Source organism: Arthrobacter sp. 05T423 (assembly GCF_056396245.1).
The window spans coordinates 16841-38035 of record NZ_JBFTLC010000004.1; the positions used below are offsets into that span (position 1 = coordinate 16841).

Sequence of the window (21195 nt, forward strand, 5' to 3'; positions counted from 1 at the left end):
CATGCAGCTCAGCATTGATCTCACCGGCCGCGACGTCCTGGTCACCGGCTCGGAGTTCGCCGCACGCCAGGCCGTCCGCCGTTACGGGGCAGCCGGCGCCGTGGTCTACCGCCTCAGCACCCCGCAGGGTGCCGGACACGACGGCCCCCTGCCCGAGCGTCCGTTCCTTGTCGCAGCCGTCGACGACGGCCAGACCGGCTGGGAGCCGCTGCTGGACCGCTGCCGCGCCGCCGGCATCCCGGTGGCGTCCGAGCCGGCAGCCGGCCGGGCCGGCCACGTCACGCTGGTTGGAGGCGGCCCGGGCACCGGCGAGCTGCTGACCGTGGCGGCCGTCAAGGCCCTGCGCGATGCCGACGTCGTGTTCTACGACCGGCTGGCCCCGTACCAGGAGCTGGCGTCCCTCACCTCTGCCGAACTGGTCGACGTCGGAAAGCGCCCGGGGCACCACAAGGTGAGCCAGGGCGACATCGAAAAGCTCATGGTCGCCTCCGCTTTGGAAGGTAACAACGTGGTGCGCCTCAAGGGCGGCGACCCGTATGTCTTCGGCCGCGGCGGGGAGGAAGTTGCCTCCTGCGTCGCCGCCGGCGTCCCTGTCCGCGTAATTTCCGGCGTGACCAGCGCCATCTCCGTGCCGGCCGCCGCCGGCATCCCCGTGACGCACCGTGAAGTCAGCCACATGTTCACGGTCGTGTCCGGCCACGCGCCGCTGACGGAGAAGGAACTGACGCACCTGGCCGGCCTGGGCGGAACCATCGTGGTGCTGATGGGCATCGGCACGCTGCACCATCTCGCCGCCGGCCTGCGCCGCGCCGGGATGCGCACGGACATGCCCATGGCCGTTGTGGAGCGCGGCTACCGGCCGGGCCAGAGGACCACCATCGCGGAACTAGGCAATATCGCAACTGCCGCCGCCGGCTGCAGCAACCCCGCCGTCCTGGTGATCGGCGAGGTGGTGCGGGTGGCTGAGGCCAACCGCGGGCATGCCGAGGCCGAGGCGGAGCTCGACCGCCTGGCGGCTTCGCTGCTGGGTTCGTGATAGGCATGAACGCAATGAATGCACTAGCCCCCACTGAAACAGCACCCACCGAAACCGCGCTCAGCGCAGCGGCACCGGAGGCGGCCGCCGAGGCCCCACTGGAGGGTTTCCGGATCGGCGTGACCTCGCACCGCCGTTCGCGGGACCTCATCGAGGCCCTGGAACGCCGCGGTGCCGAGGTCCTGCATGCCCCGGCACTGAAGATCGCCCCCGTGAACGAGGACATCAGCCTCATCGAGGACACTAAGGCGATCATCGCGGCCAAGCCCGACCTCTGCATCGCCACCACCGCCTACGGCATGCGCCGCTGGTGCGAGGCGGCGGACGCGTCGGGAATCGGTGAGGAGCTGCTGGAAACCCTGGGTGCCTGCCGGATGTTCGTCCGCGGACCCAAGGCCCGCGGCGCCGTCCGCGCGGCCGGGCTGGCCGACGTCGGAATCAGCAGCGACGAGACCACCGCAACGCTGGTGGACATGCTGCTGGCCGAGGGCGTGCGCGGCAAGACCGTGGCAGTGCAGCTGCATGGCTACACGGACGTCCGCCAGCTGGAACGGCTGCGGATGTCCGGCGCCACGGTCCTGACCGTGACCCCCTACCGCTGGGTCAAGCCCGACGGCGCCGACCGGCTCCCCCGCCTGATCGAGGCTGCGTGCAGCGGCAATCTGGACGTCCTCACGTTCACGAGTGCCCCGGCCGTGGACGCCATGTGGAGCACGGCCCACGAGATGGGGCTGTACAAGCAGCTCGTGGAGAGCCTCAAGACCACCGTGACCACCGCCGTCGTCGGTCCCGTGACGGCGCAGCCGCTGGTGGATGCCGGCATCACTCCGCTGGTGCCGGAGCGGTTCCGGATGGGCGCGCTGATCAGGCTGGTGTGCGAACACCTCGCGCTGAACCATGTCCGCCGGCTGGACACGCGTTCCGGAAACGTGGAGCTGCGCGGCCGGTCGCTGCGTATTGACGGCGAGCCGGTGGAGATCGCCCCGGCGCCGCTGCTGCTGCTCCGCGCGCTCCTGGGCGCCGGCGGTGCGGTCCTCTCCCGGGAGTCCCTGTCCGAGCTGCTGGAACTTCGCGGCTCGGTTCACGCGCTGGACATGACGGTCAGCCGGCTGCGGTCCTCCCTGCCGGACGGCAAGCTCGTGGAGACCGTGGTCAAGCGCGGCTACCGCCTCCGCGTCTAGCGCAACGCGGGGTCACTTAGCGCCCAATAAGGCCCTCCGATTGGGCCGTAGGTGACCCCGCGTTTGCCTTGTTCCCGTTGAGGCAGCGCGGTGTGACCCACGTCATTACCGGTCCGTAAATACTGGCGAACGCGCCGAGAAAAACAGGCAACACCAGTGAAACACCCGCGAAAAACGCTCCCCCTAGGCTGGGTCCCATCAGCACAACAGGGCCCCAGATCGGCCCGCCTGGTGCAGCATTCGAAAGGGCCCGCACATGTCCGCTCCGGCACAGTTTCCGTCCACCGCCACCGTTTCCAACAAAATCCTCATCGCCGGGGCAGGCCCGGCCGCCCAGGCGCTCGTGGCACAGCTCGCCGCAGCACAGTTCTCCGGGACCGTCACGGTCCTGAGCAGCCGCGACGACGCCCCAGACGAGCTGCTGGAACTGGCCGCCCTGCCGTTTGTCTCCATACGCTTCGGCCAGCCCGCCAGCCACATCGATGCCGGGTCCCAGGTGGTCACCACCGCCGACGGCATGGAGTTCGGCTACGACCAGCTGGTCATCGCCACCGGTTCGGCCCCGGTGGACTCGCCGGTCGACGGCTCCGGCCGCTGCCTCAGCTACTCCACCATCGACGACGCCGCCAAGATCGGCCACGCCGTCAAGGAGGTCACCCGGGTCCTTGGCCGCAGGCCGCTGGGCATCCTGGTGGGCACCGGTCCCGCCGCCGGGCAGGCAGAAGCGGTGCTCCGTGCCCGCGGTGTCCGGCCCGTCCGCACCACGGCCCGGCCCGCCGCCGTCGTGCCGACGCTTGCCGGCTCCGTGCTGCCTGCCGCCGGCGTCGTGTTCGAGGACGGCAGCCGCATGAACGGCGACCTCGTGGTCCTCGCCGAGGACCGCACGCCCCGGGACGGCCTGGCCGCCGCCGCCGCCGCCGGCGTGCAGACGGCAGCGGCCGGCGGGATCGTCGTCGGCCGCGACTTCCGCTCCTCCGTGCCGGGCATATGGGCCATCGGTGATGCGGCAGCGTTCGACGGCGTGCGGCTGGGCCTGCTGGTCTCGTCCGGGTCAGCTGCAGGCGCCTGTGCCGCCGAGCTCATGGCGGCGCTTTCGGTGGGGCAGCTGGCCGCGGCTGCGTAGCGTTCCTGCTGTGGCAGGATGGTTCGCAAGGACGCCGCGACACCCGGGGCCCCGGCCTGGAAAGGACCAGCATGAGCAACGAAGCAGGCGCCCGAACGGACGCCGCGACCAGCCCCGCAGGATCTCCCGGGGAAGGAAGCGACGCGCCGGGCATCGCTTCCTTCATTGACCACACGCTGCTGAAGCCGGAGGCCAGCGAGGCGGACATCCTCAAGGTGTGTGCAGAGGCTGCCGAGTACAAGTTCAAGTCGGTGTGCGTGAACCCGGTGTGGGTCAAGACAGTCAAAACAGCCCTCAAGGGCACCGGCGTGCTCACATGCTCCGTGGTGGGTTTCCCGCTGGGCGCCACGCCCAGCGACGTGAAGGCGTTCGAGGCGCGCGGGGCCGTGCTGGACGGCGCCGACGAAGTGGACATGGTCATCAACGTCGCTGCTGCCAGGGCCGCGGACAGAGGCGCCCTGGTGGACGAGATCAAGGCCGTAGCCGAGGAGGTCCACGCCGGGGAGGCGATCCTCAAGGTCATCATCGAGACTGCCCTGCTCAGCGAGGATCAGAAGGTCCTGGCCTGCGAAGCGGCCGTCGAGGCCGGCGCCGACTTCGTCAAGACGTCAACGGGCTTCAACGGCGGCGGCGCCACCGCCGAAGATGTGGCCCTCATGCGGCGCACCGTGGGCCCGGACCTGGGCGTCAAGGCGTCCGGCGGCGTGCGGACCCTCGAGGACGCACAGGCTATGATTGCTGCAGGTGCAACACGTATTGGCGCCAGCTCCGGTATTGCAATCGTCACAGGCGAACAGGGTTCGTCTGCGTACTGACCGGCGGCAGCCACAGTTTGAGCCCCGCGGGGCCGAGGAGGAATGAATGTCCAGCAAGATTGACCAGCAGGTAAAGACGCCGCAGAACGAGAACCCCCTGGCCGGCAGCATTGTTCTCTTTGTGGTGATCATGGCCCTGTTCCTGGGTGCCATCTACTCGCTGTCCTTCCTGACGCTGGGCAACCCGTGGCCGATGGCCGTGTGCCTTGGCCTCTTCGCCCTCGCATTCTGGATTCCGCAGACCATCACCGGCCGCTCGGATTCGGCCGGCGAATACTAAAACCCAGATTTGTTGAAAGCGGAAGCCCCGGATTTATCCGGGGCTTCCGCTTTTAACTCCTGAATCAGGACAGTCGAGCTTTCAGGGCAGCCCGAGCACGCTGCTGGCCAGCCGGCCGGCCAGGGCCAGCGCCGCGGGGAAGTGACTACCGGCCAGCGACCAGGCTGCCAGGCACATTCCCACCATCGCGTAACCGCTGACGGGAATCAGCACCAGCCACTCCCGCCGCGACCCTGCCCGGCCCAGCAGCGGGATGGAGAAGGCGCCGTTGGGCCGCCAGAAGTTCCTCAGCACCCACATCCGGCGCAGGAACTTTGGTGGTTTGATCACCAGCGGCCAGAGCAGCGGAACACCGCCGGTGGTTACCATGTCCCCCACGATGTGGACCACGACGCCGATCAGCATGGACATGGGCAGCCAGGTCCACTGGTGGGGCGCAAACCAGGTCACCAGGCCGGCCATGACCAGGGCGAAGGCCCAGTTGCTGATCACGCCGGACTTCGGAAACAGCTTCAGCGCCTTGGCCGCGATATTGATCATGAACATGCACAGCAGCCCGGCGCCGACGGACAGCACACCCCACGGCGTGTCCAGCTGGATCTGCGCCGCAACCGCGGCGAGCAGCACGAACATGGCCGCGCCCAGCACCGAATGCGTGCCCTGCCGGTGGCCGCCGCTGGCGTTCTCGATGCCCACGGCGATCATGTTGGACAGCGGCGGCAGCGAGTGGGCCACGGTGCTGGAGCGGTGGTCCCAGTCGCAGACGAGGGCCGTGCCCGCCGTCGCCATACCCCCGATGAGCACGCCGGTGGCGTCCAGCGGATACCAGCCCAGCGTGTACGGCCCCGTCGCGGCAACAGCCACCCACGCCGCGGCCCCTGACGCGGCGTGGTGTCCTCCCATCACGGCTAGCCCTTCGTGGCTTCGGCCGGGACCGGCGCGTCGGAGAAGATGTTGCGGATGACGCCGTCGGCCCATGCCAGGATCTCGGCGTCCTGCAGGTCGCGGCCGCCGATCCTGGCCGTCTTCGGCTTGGGGATGAGGACGGCGTCGAGGGCGGGCTTGGACTGCGCGCCCGGGTACATCCGGTTAAGCCGCATGGTCTTCGATTCTGGCAGCTGCGCCGGGGAGAACTTGATGAAGTTGCCCTGCAGGGCGACGTCGGAGAGCCCGGCTTCGCGGGCACCCACCCGGAAGCGTGCGACGGCGACGAGGTTCTGTGCGGGCAGCGGCGGCTCGCCATAGCGGTCCACGAGCTCGGCGAGCACTTCGTCGATGGCCTCGTTGGTGACGGCGGACGCCAGCTTGCGGTACGCCTCCAGCCGCAGCCGTTCCCCCGGCACGTAATCGTGCGGCAGGTGCGCGTTGACGGGCAGTTCGATCTTCATCTCGGCGGCCTTCTCCTCGGCCTCGCCGCGGTACTCGGCCACGGCCTCGCCCACCAGCCGGATGTAGAGGTCGAAGCCGACGCCCTGGATATGGCCGGACTGTTCACCGCCCAGCAGGTTGCCGGCGCCGCGGATTTCCAGGTCCTTCATGGCCAGCTGCATGCCCGCGCCGAGCTCGTTGTGGGTGGCCACCGCCTTCAGGCGTTCCAGCGCCACCTCGCCCAGCGGCTTCTCGGAGGGGTAGAGGAAGTAGGCGTAGGCACGCTCGCGTCCGCGGCCCACGCGTCCGCGCAGCTGGTGGAGCTGCGACAGGCCGTACTTGTCCGCGCCGTCCACAATCAAGGTGTTGGCGTTGGAGATATCCAGGCCGGTTTCGATGATCGTGGTGCACACCAGGACGTCGAAGCGCTTCTCCCAGAAGTCGACAATCATCTGCTCCAGCCGGCTCTCGGACATCTTGCCGTGGGCCACCTCGACGCGGGCTTCGGGGACAAGCTCGCGGATCTTCGCCGCCGTCTTTTCGATCGTGGAGACGCGGTTGTGGACGAGGAACACCTGGCCCTCACGCATCAGCTCGCGGCGGATGGCGGCGGAGGTCTGCTTGTCCGTGTACGGCCCCACATAGGTGAGCACCGGGTGGCGTTCCTCCGGCGGCGTGGCCAGCGTAGACGTTTCGCGGATGCCGGTCAGCGACATCTCCAGGGTGCGCGGAATCGGGGTGGCGCTCATGGCCAGGACGTCGACGTTGGTGCGCATCTTCTTCAGCGCCTCCTTGTGCTCGACGCCGAACCGCTGCTCCTCGTCCACGATCACCAGGCCCAGGTCCTTGAACTCAAAGTCCTTGGACAGCAGCCGGTGCGTGCCGATCACCACGTCCACGGACCCGTTCTTCACGCCCTCCGCCGTTTCCTTGGCTTCCTTGGACCCCTGGAACCGGGACAGCGGCTTTACGCGCAGCGGGAAGCCGGAGAACCGCTCGGTGAACGTCTCGTAGTGCTGCTGCGCCAGCAGGGTGGTGGGCACCAGCACCGCCACCTGCTTGCCGTCCTGCACGGCCTTGAAGGCGGCGCGGACGGCGATCTCGGTCTTGCCGTAACCGACGTCGCCGGAGACCAGCCGGTCCATGGGGATCTCGCGCTCCATGTCGGCCTTGACCTCGTTGATGGTGGTGAGCTGGTCCGGCGTCTCCACGTACGGGAAGGCCTCCTCCAGCTCGCGCTGCCACGGCGTGTCCGGCGCGAAGGCATGGCCGCGCGAGGCCATCCGGGCCGAGTAGAGCCGGATGAGTTCGCCGGCGATTTCCTTGACCGCCCGGCGCGCCTTGGACTTGGTGCTGGCCCAGTCCGCGCCGCCCATCTTGCTGAGCACGGGGGTTTCGCCGCCGACGTAGCGCGTCACCTGGTCCAGCTGGTCGGTGGGCACGAAAAGCCTGTCCCCCGGGGCGCCGCGCTTGGACGCGGCGTATTCCAGCACCAGGTACTCGCGCACGCCGTCACCGCCCCCGGCCACCTTGCGCTGGATGAGCTCAACGAACCGGCCGATGCCGTGCTGTTCGTGCACCACATGGTCGCCGGCCACCAGCTGCAGCGGGTCCACGGCGTTCCGCCGCTTGGACGGCATGCGGCGCATGTCCTTCGTGGAGCCTGCCGAGGTGCGGCCCAGCAGGTCGGCCTCGGTCAGGAGACCGAGCTTCAGTCCGTCCAGGACAAAACCGCGTCCGACGGCGGCGGTGGTCACCTCGATGATCCCCGCCTGGGGTTCGTGGTCCAGTGTGTCCACCCGGGCGCAGGGGATGTCCGCGTCGTGGAACAGTTCGGCCAGGCGCTGCGCCGGGCCGGGACCTTCCGTGGCCACCACGATCCGCCATTGGTCCCGCACGTGCGAGCCGATGAAGTCCATCATCTCGGCCACGTCGCCCTGGTAGCCGCGCGGCTCGCGGACGTGGAGGTTGAGCACGTCGATGTCCGGTGTCAGTTCCTCGTCGGTGGCCAGCGACGTGATGGACCACCAGGACACCTCGTGCCCGAGGGCCGCCGAGCGGGTCTCGGCCAGCGACCGGAAGCTGGCGGAGTGCAGGGCGGCTGAGGCCTGCGAGCTAAGATCAGGCGGCGCCGTCCCGCCATCGGAGGCCGTGGACCAGGCCGCTTCCAGGAATTCCTCGTTGGTGGCCGCGAGGTCGTGGGCGCGGGTACGGACCTTCTCCGGTTCGATGACCACCGAGATGGAACCCGCGGGCAGCTGGTCCATGAACGGGACCATGGCGTCCACGAGGACCGGCGCCAGGGATTCCATGCCTTCCACGGCGATGCCGCCGGCGATCTTCTCCAGCATGTCGGCAGCGGCGGGCAGCTGGGGCTTCAGCGTGGCAGCCCGGGACATGACTGACGGGGTGATGAGGATTTCGCGGCACGGCGGGGCGTGGAGTTCGGTGGGGTGATGCACGCCGGGGGCGGACAGCGAGCGCTGGTCGGCGACGGCGAACCAGCGCATCTGGTCCACCTCATCGCCGAAGAACTCCACCCGGACGGGATGGTCCTCGGTGGGCGGGAACACGTCCAGGATGCCGCCGCGGACGGCAAATTCGCCGCGGTGCGTGACCATGTCCACGCGGGAGTAAGCGGCGGCCGCGAGATTCCGGATCACGTCATTGAACGGGACCTCCTGGCCGACCTTCAGCGTCACCGGAACCAGTTCCCCCAGACCGGCCACAATCGGCTGGACCACGGCGCGGACGGGCGCGACGACGACTCGGAGGGGTCCCGCCGTCGTATTTTCGGAGTGGGCAGCGTTTTCTGAGTGGGCAGCACCTCCGGGATGCGCACCGTCTTCAGGGTGAGCGAGGCGCCGCAAGACGGACAGGCGCCTGCCCACCGTGTCCGAACGCGGGGACAGGCGCTCGTGCGGGAGGGTTTCCCAGCTGGGGAACTCGGCCACGGCACTGGCCGGCAGATAGGCGCGCAGCGCGGCGGCAAGATCCTCGGCCTCACGACCCGTCGCCGTGACGGCAAGGACCACACCCGGTGCGGGGTGGTCACCGGATGCGGTGCCGTTTCCTGCAGCGTTCAGCAGGCCGTCCGCCATCTCGGCCAGGAGCACCGGCCGCAGCCCGGCCGGGGCACTGATCTGGTAATCCTCGCTGCGGACGCTGAATCCCCTCCCCGCCTCGGCCTGCACGCGGGCGAATGTCCTGTCCGCATGGAGGACGCGGCGCAGGCCGCTGAGGGGCAGGCCACTTGAGGGCTGGCCACTTGAGGGCTGGCCGGTCGAAGGCTGGCCGGTGGGGCTCTGGCCTTTGGAGCTCATGGGCAGGATCTCCTGGAATCTCATTCGAACGCAGGCAACACGAAAACCCGGATTCGTGCGAATGCCGGGGATTCCAGCCTACCCCTGCAGGCACACCGGCGGCATCCGGACGCCCTCCGCCGGATTGCTAAGCTTGCTGGGCAGGTGACGTTCATCACAGCCACGCCGCCCCAAGGAGACTCCGTGAGCGACCAGACCGGAAACCACAGCAGTACTGGCGGCACGGCAGGAGCCGGCAGCAGCCCCGACGCCCGGTCAGCGGACGCCCAAACAGTGCTTGTCACAGGCGCCACGGGGTACATCGGAGGACGGCTGGTCCCCCGTCTGCTGGACGCCGGGCACCGGGTCAAGGTGCTGGTCAGGTCACCGGAGAAAATCGCCGGCGTCCCCTGGCTCGACGACGTTGAGATGGTCCGCAGCAGCCTCGACGACTCCGCGGCCCTGGGGGATGCCCTGCGGGACGTGGACGTCCTGTACTACCTGGTGCACTCGATGGCAGCGGGCTCCGGTTTCGAGGCCAAGGAAAAGGCGATGGCCGAGCTTGTGGCCGGGGCAGCGGCGGCAGCCTCCGTCCGGCGGATCGTCTATCTGGGCGGCCTGCACCCGCGCAACACGGCACTGTCAACGCACATGCGCTCCCGCGAGGCGGTGGGCGAAGTATTTCTCACCGGCCCGGTGGACGCCCTCGTGTTCCAGGCCGGGGTGGTCATCGGCTCCGGCTCGGCGTCGTTCGAGATGATCCGCCACCTCGCCGAGACGTTGCCCCTCATGCCCGCGCCCAGCTGGGTCCGCAACCGGATCGAAGCCATCGCCGTGCGCGACGTGCTGTACTACCTTGTCGCGGCCGCCTCACTCGTGGAACCCCTCAACCGCACCTTCGATATCGGCTCCCGGGACGTTCTCAGCTACGCCGGGATGATGAAGGAATACGCGGCCGAGGCGGGCCTGCCGCCGCGCCCGGTCCTGGCACTGCCGGTGCCGGCACCCCGGCTGGCCGGGTTGTGGGTTGCCCTGGTGACTCCGATTCCGCTGTCCATGTCCGTGCCGCTGGTCCAGTCCCTGCAGCATGATGCGGTCTCCGCCGAACACGACATCGACAACTACATCGAACAGCCCGACGGCGGCCTCACCGGCTACCGCAGGGCCGTCGCCCTGGCGCTCGGCAAGGAACGGGACGGCCAGGTGGAAACCACCTGGGCCAGCGCAGGCGCCGACGCCGACCCCTTGCCGAGCGACCCCGGCTGGGCCGGACACAGGGTGTACGTCGATGAGCGGACGTTTGCCAGCGACGTGGATCCCGGACACGTCTGGACGATTATTGAGGGGATAGGCGGCCGCAACGGCTGGTACTCGCTCCCGCTGGCGTGGAGCGCCCGCGGCTGGCTGGACAAGCTCTCGGGTGGAGCGGGCCTGCTCCGCGGCCGGCGGCATCCGCACCATCTGGTGGCCGGCGAGGTGGTGGACTGGTGGCGCGTGGAACGGATCGAGCGCGGCCGCCTGCTCCGCCTGCGGGCGGAGATGCGCGCCCCCGGACGGGCCTGGCTGGAGCTCTGCGTGGAGCCCGACGGCACCGGAAGCCGCTACCGCCAGCGGGCGATTTTCTTCCCCAAAGGCCTCAGCGGGCGGCTCTACTGGCTGGCTGTCCTTCCCTTCCACAGCATCATCTTCCCGGCCATGTCCCGCAACATCACCGCGGCCGCCCGGAAGCTCTCCGCCGAGGAAAAGCATGACGCCGCAGAGCTGGGTGCCGGACCTCCCGTGCCGGGGAACGGCGGCCAACCCCGTAGGATGTGGTGAGCAAAAAGCGTTCTGACCCACAACGACGGAGGATCAATGGCACTGAGTGCATCCACCACCCTTCCCCACGGCGTCGACAGCGTCACCGCAGTCTTCGCGAACGAGGACTTCCAGCGCCACACCAGCGAATTCGTCGGCGGCAGCCTCGAGTCCTTCACCGTGGCGGGCGACATCGCCGGCGAGTTCAGCACCACGTCCGTGCGCACCCTGCCCACGACGCGCCTGCCCGAAATCGCCCGCAAGTTCGTCGGCGAAAGCCTGAAGGTGACCCAGGTGGAAAACTGGGACGCCCCGGACGCTGACGGTTCACGCCGGAGCAACATCTCGCTGAAGATCGCCGGCGCGCCGATCGACGTGACCGCGGTCCAGCGGCTCGTGGCGGACGGCGGCAGCACCCGGGTGGAACTCGAAGGCAACGTCACGTCCTCCGTGCCGTTCCTGGGCGGCAAGATCGCCGATGCCGCCGAGCCCATCGTGGGCAAGGCACTGAACATCCAGTCACAGCAGGCCCAGGCCTGGCTCGAAAGCCACTAATCCTGTGGACGTCCCTGCCTTCCTTGCCCTGGTCCTGGTCGTTGCGGGCGTCTGGTCCCTCGTGGTCTGGCCGCAGTTCCTGCGCCGTGTCATGAAGGACCCGCGGGCACGGGACGCCGCCGGCAAGGCCACGAAGTTCCTCACCGTCCACGTGGTCCTGGTGACGGTTTCCATGGTGTTGGGTGCCGCCACCGCCGCGATCGGCATCGCGGCACTGGTCAGCTGACCGGCGCAGGCTGACCGGCGCAGGCTGACCGGCTCATCCGGTGACGCTCCGCAGCGAAGCCAATCAGATAAGCTAGGTGCAGGGTGCGCCGGGAAGTCTGGTCGGCAAGACGTTAGCCGACCCCTCGCGAGGAGCTTAAATGCCCAAGCCGTCCTTCCCAGCCCGCAAATTCCCCTCTCGCAAATTCCCGGCGCTCAGCCGCTCCACCTATCCCGAGTACCTCCGCATTGCGGCCATCCTGCGGACGGAGACCGTCGGCGGTGCGCTCCTCCTGGCCGCCACAACCGCCGCGCTGATCTGGGCCAACTCCCCCGCGGCCGACGCCTACTTTGGATTGCGCGACCTCACGCTGGGCTACGAGCCGTGGCACCTGCAGTTGAGTGTGGGGCACTGGGCCTCAGACGGACTGCTTGCCCTGTTCTTCTTCATCGCCGGCCTGGAGCTCAAACGCGAGTTTGTTGCCGGCGATCTGCGCCGGCCCTCCCGGGCAGTGGTCCCGGTAACAGCGGCCGTTGGCGGCGTTGCCCTGCCGGCCATCATCTACTCCGCCATCGTCTGGAACCAAGGAGGCGGGGCGCTGAGGGGGTGGGCGATCCCCACCGCTACCGACATTGCCTTCGCGCTTGCCGTGCTGGCGGTCATCAACACGCACCTCCCGGCGGCGCTAAGAACGTTCCTGCTCACCCTCGCCGTGGTGGATGACCTGATCGCCATCGGCATCATCGCGTTCTTCTATTCCTCCGGGCTCCAGCCGGCCCTGCTGCTCGCCGCCCTTGTCCCGCTGGGGCTCTTCGCCTGGCTGGTGCAGAAACGGATCAGCCACTGGTACCTGCTGGTGCCGCTGGCCGCGGCCACGTGGGGCCTGGTGCACGCGTCCGGCATCCACGCCACGGTGGCCGGCGTCCTGCTCGGCTTCACCGTCCCCGTGGCCGTCTCGCGGCGGTCCCCCCAGCAAGACAGTGCCGCTGAACGCAGCAGCACTGGGGGCAGCATCACTGAAGGCAGCGCCTCTGGCGGCGAAACCGGCATGGCCGAACGGCTTGAACACCGGCTCCGGCCTCTCTCTGCGGGCTTCGCCGTCCCTGTCTTCGCGTTCTTCTCCGCGGGCGTCGCTCTCGGCGGTACGTCGGGACTGATGTCCGCCCTGGCCGACCCCGTGGCGGTGGGCATCGTGACAGCACTGATCGTGGGCAAGGCCTTCGGCGTCTTCGGGGCCACGGTCCTCATCACGAAAACCACCCGCGCCCAGCTCGACGACGGGCTGAAGTGGGTGGACGTCGCCGGGCTGTCCCTCCTGGCAGGAGTCGGCTTCACGGTCTCGCTGCTGATCGCCGAACTGAGTTTCGGATCCGGCTCGGCCCACGACGATCATGCAAAGGTTGCCATCCTCGCCGGTTCGCTGACCGCCGCGGCGCTGGCCGCCGTCGTGCTTAAAGCCCGCAACAGGCACTACCGCCGGCTGGAAGCGGAGGAGGCAAGGGACGACGACGGCAACGGCGTCCCGGATGTCTTCGAACGGTCCGAACAGGACCACTGAACGGGGCGGGGCCGCCAGCGAGGAGCGGTCAGGCTGCCTGGTTCAGGGCGTCCTCGGCCGCAACCCAGGAGATCATGGCGCACTTCACCCTCGCGGCGTAGCGGGCCACGCCCTCGAAGGCGGCGGCGTCGCCCAGGATCTCCGGGTCGGCGTGGATTTTTCCCCGGGACCGCAGGACGTCACGGAAGTTCCCGATCACCGAGCGGAGCTCATCCACGGACATGCCCTCGGCCATCTCACTCAGCACGGACGCCGAAGCCATCGAGATCGAGCAGCCCGCCCCGTCCCATGCCAGCTGTGTCACCGTGCCGTGGTCCACGGCAACGCGCAGGGTGACCTCGTCGCCGCACACCGGGTTGAGCTGGTGTGACTGGCCGGTGGAGGCGCCGTCGGGGACATCGGCCGCCGCCAGGCCGCTGCCGTGCCGGGCCTTGGAGTGGTCGAGGATGATCTGCTGGTAAAGCTGGTCGAGGCTCATGCTCAGGTACCTGTCTTCGGGGATCCGGGGCTACGCCCGGAAGTAGGTGCGGACACCGGACACGGCGTCCAGGAACTCGTCCACGTCGTCGGTGGTGTTGTACAAGTAGGCGCTGGCCCGGGTGGTGGCCGTCAGGCCAAGGCGCCGGTGCAGCGGCTGGGCGCAATGGTGGCCCACGCGGACCGCGATCCCCCGGGCGTCAAGGAACTGGCCGACGTCGTGCGCGTGGACACCGGCAACGTCGAAGGCCGCCAGGCCGATTCGGTCCTGGCCGGCGGCCGGGCCCAGTACGCGGATGCCGTCGATGGCTTCCAGACCGGCCACCATGCGCTGGCCAAGCTCGGACTCCCAGCGGTGCACCCGGTCGATCCCGGTTTCCGTCAGATAGTTGACGGCCGCGGCAAGGGCCACAGCCTGCGAAATCTTCTGGGTCCCTGCCTCGAACCGCTGCGGGGCGGGGAGGTATTCCGCCCGTTCCATGGTGACGGTGGTGATCATGGAACCGCCGGTCAGCACCGGGGGCAGCACGTCCAGGAGCTCCTGCTTGCCGTAAAGGATTCCGACGCCGGTTGGCCCCAGCATCTTGTGCCCGGAAAACACGGCGAAGTCCACATCCAACTGTTTGACGTCCAGGGCCAGGTGCGGCGCCGACTGGCAGGCATCAAGCACCACCATGGCGCCGACCTGCCGGGCGAGGCCCACAAGGTGGCTGACCGGGTTGATGGTGCCCAGCACGTTGGACGCGTGGGTGAAGGCCAGCAGCCGGGTGCGCTCCCCCACGATTTCGGCTGCCTCATCCATCCGCAGCGCCCCCGCGTCGTCCACGGGGATGTGGCGCAGCGTGGCACCTGTCCGGTAGGCCAGTTCCTGCCAGGGAATCAGGTTTGCGTGGTGTTCCATTTCCGTGACCACGATTTCGTCGCCAGGTCCCAGGGCCAGATCCCGCAGCCGGGAGTCGCCGCGGCCCTGGGCAGCCCACAGCGCGGCGTTCGACAACGAGTAGCTGATGACGTTGAGGCCCTCGGTGGCGTTGGAGGTCCAGACGATTTCCTCATAGGCCGCCCCGATAAAGTCGGCGACGGTTTGCCGGGCATCCTCGAAAACCTCGGTGGCTTCCACGGCAAGATGGTGGGCTCCGCGGTGAACGGCAGCGTTGCGCTGCTCATAGAACTCCTGCTCGGCCTCAATCACGCTCAGCGGATTCTGCGAGGTGGCGCCGGAATCCAGGTAGATGAGCGGGCGGCCGTTGACCGTCTGGTTCAGCACGGGAAAGTCGTTGCGGATCCGCAGGACCTCGGCATTGTCCATCGCAGAAAGGGCACGCGTCAGCGTGGTTGGCGTTGATACTAGGGCCAATGGGACTCCTTGGGTGCCTCGAGGTACCTCTCAATTGTCCCACAGCACGTTTTGGGTGGCGGCACGGGCAGGAGCAGCCGGCCAGCACGGGCAGGCTTGTTTGGGGACACGCCAAGGGCGGCCCCCGTCGCTGCGGGCCGCCCTTATCTTGCCGTAAAACATCTTGCCGTAAAACGGCGGATATTCAGTTCAAAGGACCGGCGACGGCTGGGGGGAGAGCCTCGGTCTCAGAAGGCTCTGACGTCGCCGGCCCCGCCTTTGCCCGGACCCAGGGGGCCGGAAAATCTGGTGCGAGACCTGAGAAATCTGGTGGCAGCTTCGGGGGGAGATCAGCCCTGCTTCCGCTGCCACTATTAGTTAATCGCGTACTGGCGCCCGCTGCACCAGTATCAAGTACTCGTTTTTCTGAGTACTCAACTACTGGTTCCCGCAGGTGGCGGCGTCGGGCCCGGAACGGCGCGGATTTCGGCCGGGAGTGCTTAAAAATCAGTTTGGGAAGCGCTACTTCTTGGGAAGGGCAAGCGCGAGTTCGTCCCGCCGGCGGACGCCGAGCTTAACGTAGCTGCGGTACAGGTGCCCCTCGACGGTCCGTACGGACACCATCAGCTTCTGTGCAATCTCGCGATCGGACAGGCCCTGCACCGCCAGTTCCACGATGTCCCGCTCGCGGCGGGTCAGGTGGACACTGGGGACCGAGGCCACAAACGGGCTTTCCCGGAACCGTTCCCCGAGCTCCTGGTCGCATTTTTCCCGGTGCGCGATCGCCTGGCGGGCCCGGCGCCGCTCCCCCGCAGCGTCCAGCAGGGCGCCGGCCCTGGCATACGCCTCGCGCGCCAGATTCACCAGGCCCGCTTCCTCCAGGGCGCCGGCTGTTTCCATGAGAACGTCCGCATCCTCCGAGGCCCAGGCCTGGGCAAGCTGGTGCCAGCCGGCCGCCCACCGTCCCTCAACAGAGGCGGCGAGGGAAGCCAGCTCCTCCACCAGCGACCGCTCGCCGAGCTCCGAGCATAGGATCAGGCACTCCATCCTGGTCCCGGGGTGGTCCGCGACGGGTTCGGACGCCGCGAGCTCACGGAGCCTGTCCAGTCCGCTGCCCTTCCGGTCGAGATATTCAGCCGCGGCGGCCGCATAGGCTTCCGCGACGGCGTCGCAGCCGGGTCCGCTGGCGTGCCTGGCCGAGATGAAGTCCTGTTCGAGCCGCTTTGCCTGGGCGGTGTCGCCCAGCCGTGCTGCGGCGTAGAACGCAAGAGACGAACCGAACCTGAACTCCTGCAGCGGGTCATTGACCCGGAGCGCTTCAACCGCGGGCAGGAGGACCTCGTAGGCGCGCTCCAGCTGCCCCTGCCGCAGCAGTCCCAGGCCGCGCAGCGCCTGGATCCCGCCACCGAAGGTTGAAGCACCTTCGGTGCGCTCCGCCGGATACGTCGAGAGCTCATGGTCGGCCGACTCCCAGTTTCCGGCAGCGAGGGTGGTCAGCGCCAGCCGGGTCAGGACGAACTCGTTGAAGAAATACAGTCCGCCGTTGAGCGCCGGCAGAAAGGGACCGGCGGCCATGGCGGCGGCGTAGGCCTGGTGTGACCGGCCGGCCGAGACCAGCGTCTGGGCTAGCAGCGCCTGCGCCACGGCGTGCTGGGTCGCTTCAACGGCAGTTGCACTGTACGCGTCCGTGGTCCCCAACGCCGAGATAACGCTGGCGATACCTTCGTGGTCTCCCGCCGCGGCCATCTCCATCAGGCCATGGATCCTGTCCTGCCAGGCGTCGGCCAGGGCGATCCCGGCCTCCTCGAGCTGCTGGCGTGATTCAGCCCTGAGCAACCGCACGGGCTTTCCCAGCGCCATGTGGGAGGACGCCCTGAGCATGAGCACCTGCGGAGCTTCCGGATCGTCCCCCAGCTCCAGCCAGCAGCTGTCAAGGAGTTCGGCGGCCTCGCGGTACTTCCCTTCGTTGAAATGGGCCCTGGCGGTGATGGAGCGTGCATGGGCCTGCAGCTCCGGGGCCTGGACGTGTCCGGCCATGAGCCGCGCGCCCGCGTTGTTGAATGTGGTCGCAGCCAACTGTCCGGCGTCCAGCAGGTCCCGGTCGGGAACTTCCAGGCCGGATTCCAGCGACCATTCGACCAGCCGCAATCGGCCCTCTGCGCTGGCGGCAGCGGTATCCAGATGGGCATCGAGTTTCTGCCGCAGCTGCAGGCTCCGCGAGACGGACACCTGGCGCCGCGTCGATTCGCCGAGGATGGCATGGGTGAGCCGAAGCTCGGTGTGCGGCGCGGTCGACTCGCTCACCACCTGGTTGTCCAGCAGGGAACGGACGACGCCGGCGCCGCAGACATCTTCGATCAGGCCCCTGGCCACCGGCTCCGCCAAGGCGATCACCTTAAGCGCATCCTGCTCCTCCGGCGTCCGCCGGAGGAGATCCTTGACCACGAGGTCCGAAAGCCTGGGTCCGTCGGCCGGCAACGGGCCGAGCAGCACCCAGATCCCGTTCCGCTGGACCAGCGTTCCGTCGGCTGTTGCGTCGTCCAGCAGGCAGTCGAGGAGCAGCGGGTTGCCACCCGAAGCAGACCACAGCGACTGGACGGTGCTGACCGGGACCGTCCCCTGCAGGGTGTGTTCCACCACCTCCCTGACCTGCTCGCCGTTCAGCGGCCGGAGATCGATGCGTTCCGCCAAGCCGTCATACCAGAGCTGGTTCAGAGGCTGGGGCAGGCCCGGCCGCGGCCGACCGGCAGCCAGCACCGTGGCCCAGCCGGCCGACGTCATGTCCACCACCATGCTGGCGGTCGCCTCATCGAGGTGATGGGCGTCGTCCACCACCAGGAGGACGGGGGCCTCGTTGCCGCCCTTGAGCTCGCTGCTTCCCTTCAGCTCCTGGAAATAGGCCCAGACCGCCCGCAGCACCGCGACCGGTGAGTCCGCTTCCTCGGGGGCAAGCCCCGCGGTATAGGGCGCCAGCACACCGTAGGGGACCTTGGCCAGCGCGGAGCTGCCATGAATGCGCAGGACGGTCATCTCTGCCGCCAGCTTCTCCCGTACAGCGTCCGTGACGGAGGTCTTTCCGACGCCGGGGCCCGCCATCAGGTAAACGGCCTGGCTGGCACGGCTCCGGATGATCGTGCAAACGTGCTCTATTGCCTCACGGCGGCCAGTGAGCAGTGGGAGTTCGGATTCCGCCTTGGTACCGCGGCCGTTGCTAGAGACGCCATTGGAATGGGTGCCGGGTGAGGAGCTGCTGGGAGCAGAGCTGTTAGACGAGGCCAGGCAGATCACCCCTGGAAGTCACGCCGAGTTTGGTGAAGACCTGGTACAGGTGGCCTTCCACTGTTCGGACTGATACGCCCATCTCGAGGGCGATGTCGCGGTTGGATACGCCCCTTCCGGCCAGCCGGGAGATCTGGCGCTCGCGCGCGGTCAGGAGCGGGCTTCCGCTGCTGGGAACGATCGGGAGGCTGGGCACTGTGGCGGTGAGGCTGTCCAGACGCGCCTGGGCAACCCGGGCGGAGGCGGAATCGCCGGAGTGGCGGGCAAAGTCGACGGCGAGCGCAACGCAGCGTGCCTCCACGGCGTCGAGTTCCAGTTCCGCGCACAGGTGCGCGCCTTCCAGGAGAACCTTGGCGTCCTTGGTGCGGCTGCCCACGGCGATGAGCCGTGAAATCTCGGCTAGGGTCCCTTGGCGGTGGCCTGCCACGTCCTCCATGAGCCGGAAGTCCTCGTCCGTACCGTTAACGGTGGCTCCGAGCAGACTGATCCCCGCCAGCGTGTACCGGCCGGCAGCGATGTCGCGGTTTGCTGCCTCGAGCAGCCGCTTCACGGCGTCGGTGTCCCCCAGCCAGCGCCCGGCCATATCCGCACAGAACTCGGTGACGAACAGCGTGCGGAAGTTGCAGTGCCCGCGCACCCCGCGGAGCTTGTCGAGGTACTTGTGCGCCTGCCCGGCATTGCCGATCTGGGCGTAGGCGAAGGCAGTGGCGGCGTAGGCTGACTGCAGCATGTTCAGCACAGGGCGCAGCTCGAGCTGGGCGACGGCGGACAGCAGCGAATCGAGGGCTACCGCGCCCCGGCCGGAGAAAACGTAGGCGATGCCGGCCGCCAGTTCCGTGGCGGACGTCCGGTACGCCAGCCGGCGCTCCTCCTGCCCCTTCGGCGGCCCAACGAGCTCCAGGCACCGCTTCCACTGGCCGGCCTGCAGCAGCACGTTAAACGCCGTCAGGGAGAAGCGCTCCCGCAGCCCGGTCAAAAGCCCCGCATCGGAGAGCTGTCCGCCAACGCGCCGCATCAGCTGGAGGGCATCGGTTTCCCGGCCGACGGCGGACAGTGCGCTCATGAGGATCAGGGACGCCTGGATCCTGAGCGCGGGGTCCTGGGTGAACGCGGGGTCGGATGCCTCCTCCAGCTCACCGATCATGGCGGCGAAGTCGCCGATGAAGGACTTGTATTCGAACTCGGCCAGGGTGATGATGTTGGCTGCCGTGCCAAGCGGATCCGGCCAGCTGGATGCCGCCCCCGCAGCAACGCCAAGTCTCTTCCGGGCAGCTTCCAGCTCATCCGGCACCTTGTCGCACAGCTCCGGCAGCCAGACCATGACCCGGCTCTTGGCTGACACCACGCGCGCGAAGGCCTCCTCGTCGAGCGCGTTCAGCTGTATCTGGGTGATGTCCTCCAACGCAGCCATGGCCTGCACCGGCAGGTCGAGCAGCAGGTAGCCCGTGGCCTTGTACAGCTGGGCCTCCACCCAGACGTCGTCGGTCCTCTTGATGCCCTCAACACAGGAAATCGCGAACCGGGGATCGAAAAGCTGCACCGCCGCCTCCGCGGCGGCCACCGCCATGGAAGGGCTGAGCTCGGCCTGGCACTCCCTGGTCCAGGCGGCAAACTCGATCCGCTCCTCCATGCTCATCATGGAGAGTTCCGGTTCATGGCCGTCCAACAGCAGGGTGCGGAGTTCACGCCGCCGGGAAATGCTCAGCCAGGAACGCACCACATCCCCGAGGTACTGCTCCCGCAGGGTGACCCAGCGGTCCTCGGTCTCGCCAACCGTCAGCAGCCCCGAGTCCTCCATGTCGGCCACCGTGGCAGTCCCGTAGATCTCGGTCAGCCGGGCCAGCGGGACGCGCCGGGCGCAGGAAAGCATTTCGATGACCTCGCGGGTATCAGGTGATTCCCGGGACCAGCGCGAACGGACGATGTCATCGAGTCCTGTGGCGCCGTCGAGCACCACCCTGTCCCGCAGGGTCCAGACGGAATCCGAGAGGACGAGGTTTCCGGACTGCTGCTGCTCTGTGACCAGGGCCTTAAGCAGGAGCGGGTTGCCGCCCACGATGGCGTGGTAGGTGCTCACCAACGACGCCGACACCCTGTGGCCCAGCAGCGTCAGCAGCACCTGCCGGGTCTGCAGTTCGTTGAGGTTATCCAGCCGGACTTCCGTCAGCCGCCGGTCGGTAAGCAGCCAGTGGAAGTCCGCCGGCAGGTCGCTGGTGCTGGGCGCGATGGCAATGACACGGGCGGTATGGGTGAGCATGATGTTCAGGATGACGCCGGCACTCATGTCGTCGATCTGGCCGGTGGTGTCCAGGGTGATGATGCAGTCCCGGCCGGCGGCGTCGCTGCGGATGAGGGAAGTGATTCCCTGCAGGATGGCTGTGGGGGAACCCAGCGCGGACTGCGGAAGGCGGGCAAGGAGGAAGGCGAGGCAGCCGTAGGAGGTTTGCGAGCCGGCCAGGGGGCTGCGCAGCTGAAGAGCCCAGACATCCGGGCCAAGATCGGACACGGCAGTGCGGGCGAGCGAGGATTTGCCCACGCCGCGGGCACCGGTGATAACGACGCCCAGGGACTCAGGATCTGTGAGCGCAGTGCGGATGGCTTCAAGGTCTGCGCTGCGCGCCGGAACGGACCAACGTTGGAGGTCCGTCCCGCCGGCGACGCCTGCCGGTCCCGCCAGCACGCCCGCCGTAGACCCACGTCCCCAGCTCAGTGGCTCAATTGACATGAACTTTTCCTTACATCCCGCCCGGCAGGATAAAGGCTCCATCGCCTCCCCCGCTTAGAAAGTAGACTACCCCGTTACTTTGCGGGGATATAGGGCACTGCGTTCACATTTCGCAGACCTTGATGCGACCTTGAGGGTTAGGGCGGAATGGAGGAAAA

General features: G+C 68.2%; 15 protein-coding genes. 9 read left to right on the plus strand and 6 right to left on the minus strand.

Features of this window, described 5'->3' with window-relative positions; all coding sequences use genetic code 11:
• Position 1: 1 nt before the first annotated feature.
• From cobA to AC1DFE_RS04885, 5 genes are all read left to right on the plus strand, one after another.
• Positions 2-1036 (plus strand): uroporphyrinogen-III C-methyltransferase, encoded by a 1035-nt coding sequence (gene cobA / locus AC1DFE_RS04865; RefSeq protein ID WP_476904783.1) that lies wholly within the window; start codon positions 2-4, stop codon positions 1034-1036.
• Positions 1037-1050: 14 nt separating this feature from the next.
• Positions 1051-2217 carry a uroporphyrinogen-III synthase gene (locus AC1DFE_RS04870; protein ID WP_476904784.1) on the plus strand — a complete coding sequence of 389 codons (1167 nt, stop codon included), beginning with the start codon at positions 1051-1053 and terminating at the stop codon, positions 2215-2217.
• A 256-nt stretch (positions 2218-2473) separates the two neighbouring features.
• Positions 2474-3340, plus strand: a complete 867-nt coding sequence (locus tag AC1DFE_RS04875; protein ID WP_476904785.1) for an FAD-dependent oxidoreductase — start codon at positions 2474-2476, stop codon at positions 3338-3340.
• 71 nt (positions 3341-3411) lie between these two features.
• Positions 3412-4155, plus strand: coding sequence for a deoxyribose-phosphate aldolase (gene deoC, locus AC1DFE_RS04880; protein ID WP_476904786.1), 744 nt, complete (start codon positions 3412-3414; stop codon positions 4153-4155).
• 46 nt (positions 4156-4201) lie between these two features.
• A complete protein-coding gene (locus tag AC1DFE_RS04885) occupies positions 4202-4435 on the plus strand; it encodes a hypothetical protein (RefSeq protein WP_377950014.1) in 234 nt (77 codons plus the stop codon).
• A gap of 81 nt (positions 4436-4516) precedes the next feature.
• Here the strand turns inward: AC1DFE_RS04885 and AC1DFE_RS04890 are convergent, their stop codons facing one another.
• Complete coding sequence (locus AC1DFE_RS04890; RefSeq protein WP_476904787.1) at positions 4517-5338, minus strand: metal-dependent hydrolase; 822 nt, start codon at positions 5336-5338, stop codon at positions 4517-4519.
• Positions 5339-5343: 5 nt separating this feature from the next.
• Complete coding sequence (mfd, locus tag AC1DFE_RS04895) at positions 5344-9126, minus strand: transcription-repair coupling factor (RefSeq protein ID WP_476904788.1); 3783 nt, start codon at positions 9124-9126, stop codon at positions 5344-5346.
• Positions 9127-9399: 273 nt separating this feature from the next.
• Here mfd and AC1DFE_RS04900 point away from each other — a divergent pair, with 273 nt between their 5' ends.
• The 4 genes from AC1DFE_RS04900 to nhaA all read left to right on the plus strand — a co-directional run bounded on the left by AC1DFE_RS04900 (position 9400) and on the right by nhaA (position 13220).
• Entirely contained in the window at positions 9400-10923 is a 1524-nt protein-coding gene (locus tag AC1DFE_RS04900; protein ID WP_476904927.1) for an SDR family oxidoreductase, read from the plus strand.
• 36 nt (positions 10924-10959) lie between these two features.
• A complete protein-coding gene (locus AC1DFE_RS04905) occupies positions 10960-11457 on the plus strand; it encodes a DUF2505 domain-containing protein (protein WP_476904789.1) in 498 nt (165 codons plus the stop codon).
• Between the two features lie 4 nt (positions 11458-11461).
• A complete protein-coding gene (locus AC1DFE_RS04910; RefSeq protein WP_476904790.1) occupies positions 11462-11683 on the plus strand; it encodes an SCO4848 family membrane protein in 222 nt (73 codons plus the stop codon).
• A gap of 139 nt (positions 11684-11822) precedes the next feature.
• Entirely contained in the window at positions 11823-13220 is a 1398-nt protein-coding gene (gene nhaA / locus AC1DFE_RS04915) for a Na+/H+ antiporter NhaA (RefSeq protein ID WP_476904791.1), read from the plus strand.
• A 28-nt stretch (positions 13221-13248) separates the two neighbouring features.
• Here the strand turns inward: nhaA and sufU are convergent, their stop codons facing one another.
• The 4 genes from sufU to AC1DFE_RS04935 form a co-directional block, all read right to left on the minus strand.
• Entirely contained in the window at positions 13249-13698 is a 450-nt protein-coding gene (gene sufU, locus AC1DFE_RS04920) for a Fe-S cluster assembly sulfur transfer protein SufU (RefSeq protein ID WP_476904792.1), read from the minus strand.
• 30 nt (positions 13699-13728) lie between these two features.
• A complete protein-coding gene (locus AC1DFE_RS04925; protein WP_476904793.1) occupies positions 13729-15054 on the minus strand; it encodes a SufS family cysteine desulfurase in 1326 nt (441 codons plus the stop codon).
• A gap of 501 nt (positions 15055-15555) precedes the next feature.
• A complete protein-coding gene (locus AC1DFE_RS04930; protein WP_476904794.1) occupies positions 15556-18321 on the minus strand; it encodes a LuxR C-terminal-related transcriptional regulator in 2766 nt (921 codons plus the stop codon).
• Positions 18299-21037, minus strand: a complete 2739-nt coding sequence (locus AC1DFE_RS04935; RefSeq protein WP_476904795.1) for a helix-turn-helix transcriptional regulator — start codon at positions 21035-21037, stop codon at positions 18299-18301. Before AC1DFE_RS04935 ends, AC1DFE_RS04930 begins: the two co-directional genes overlap by 23 nt.
• Positions 21038-21195 lie beyond the last annotated feature (158 nt).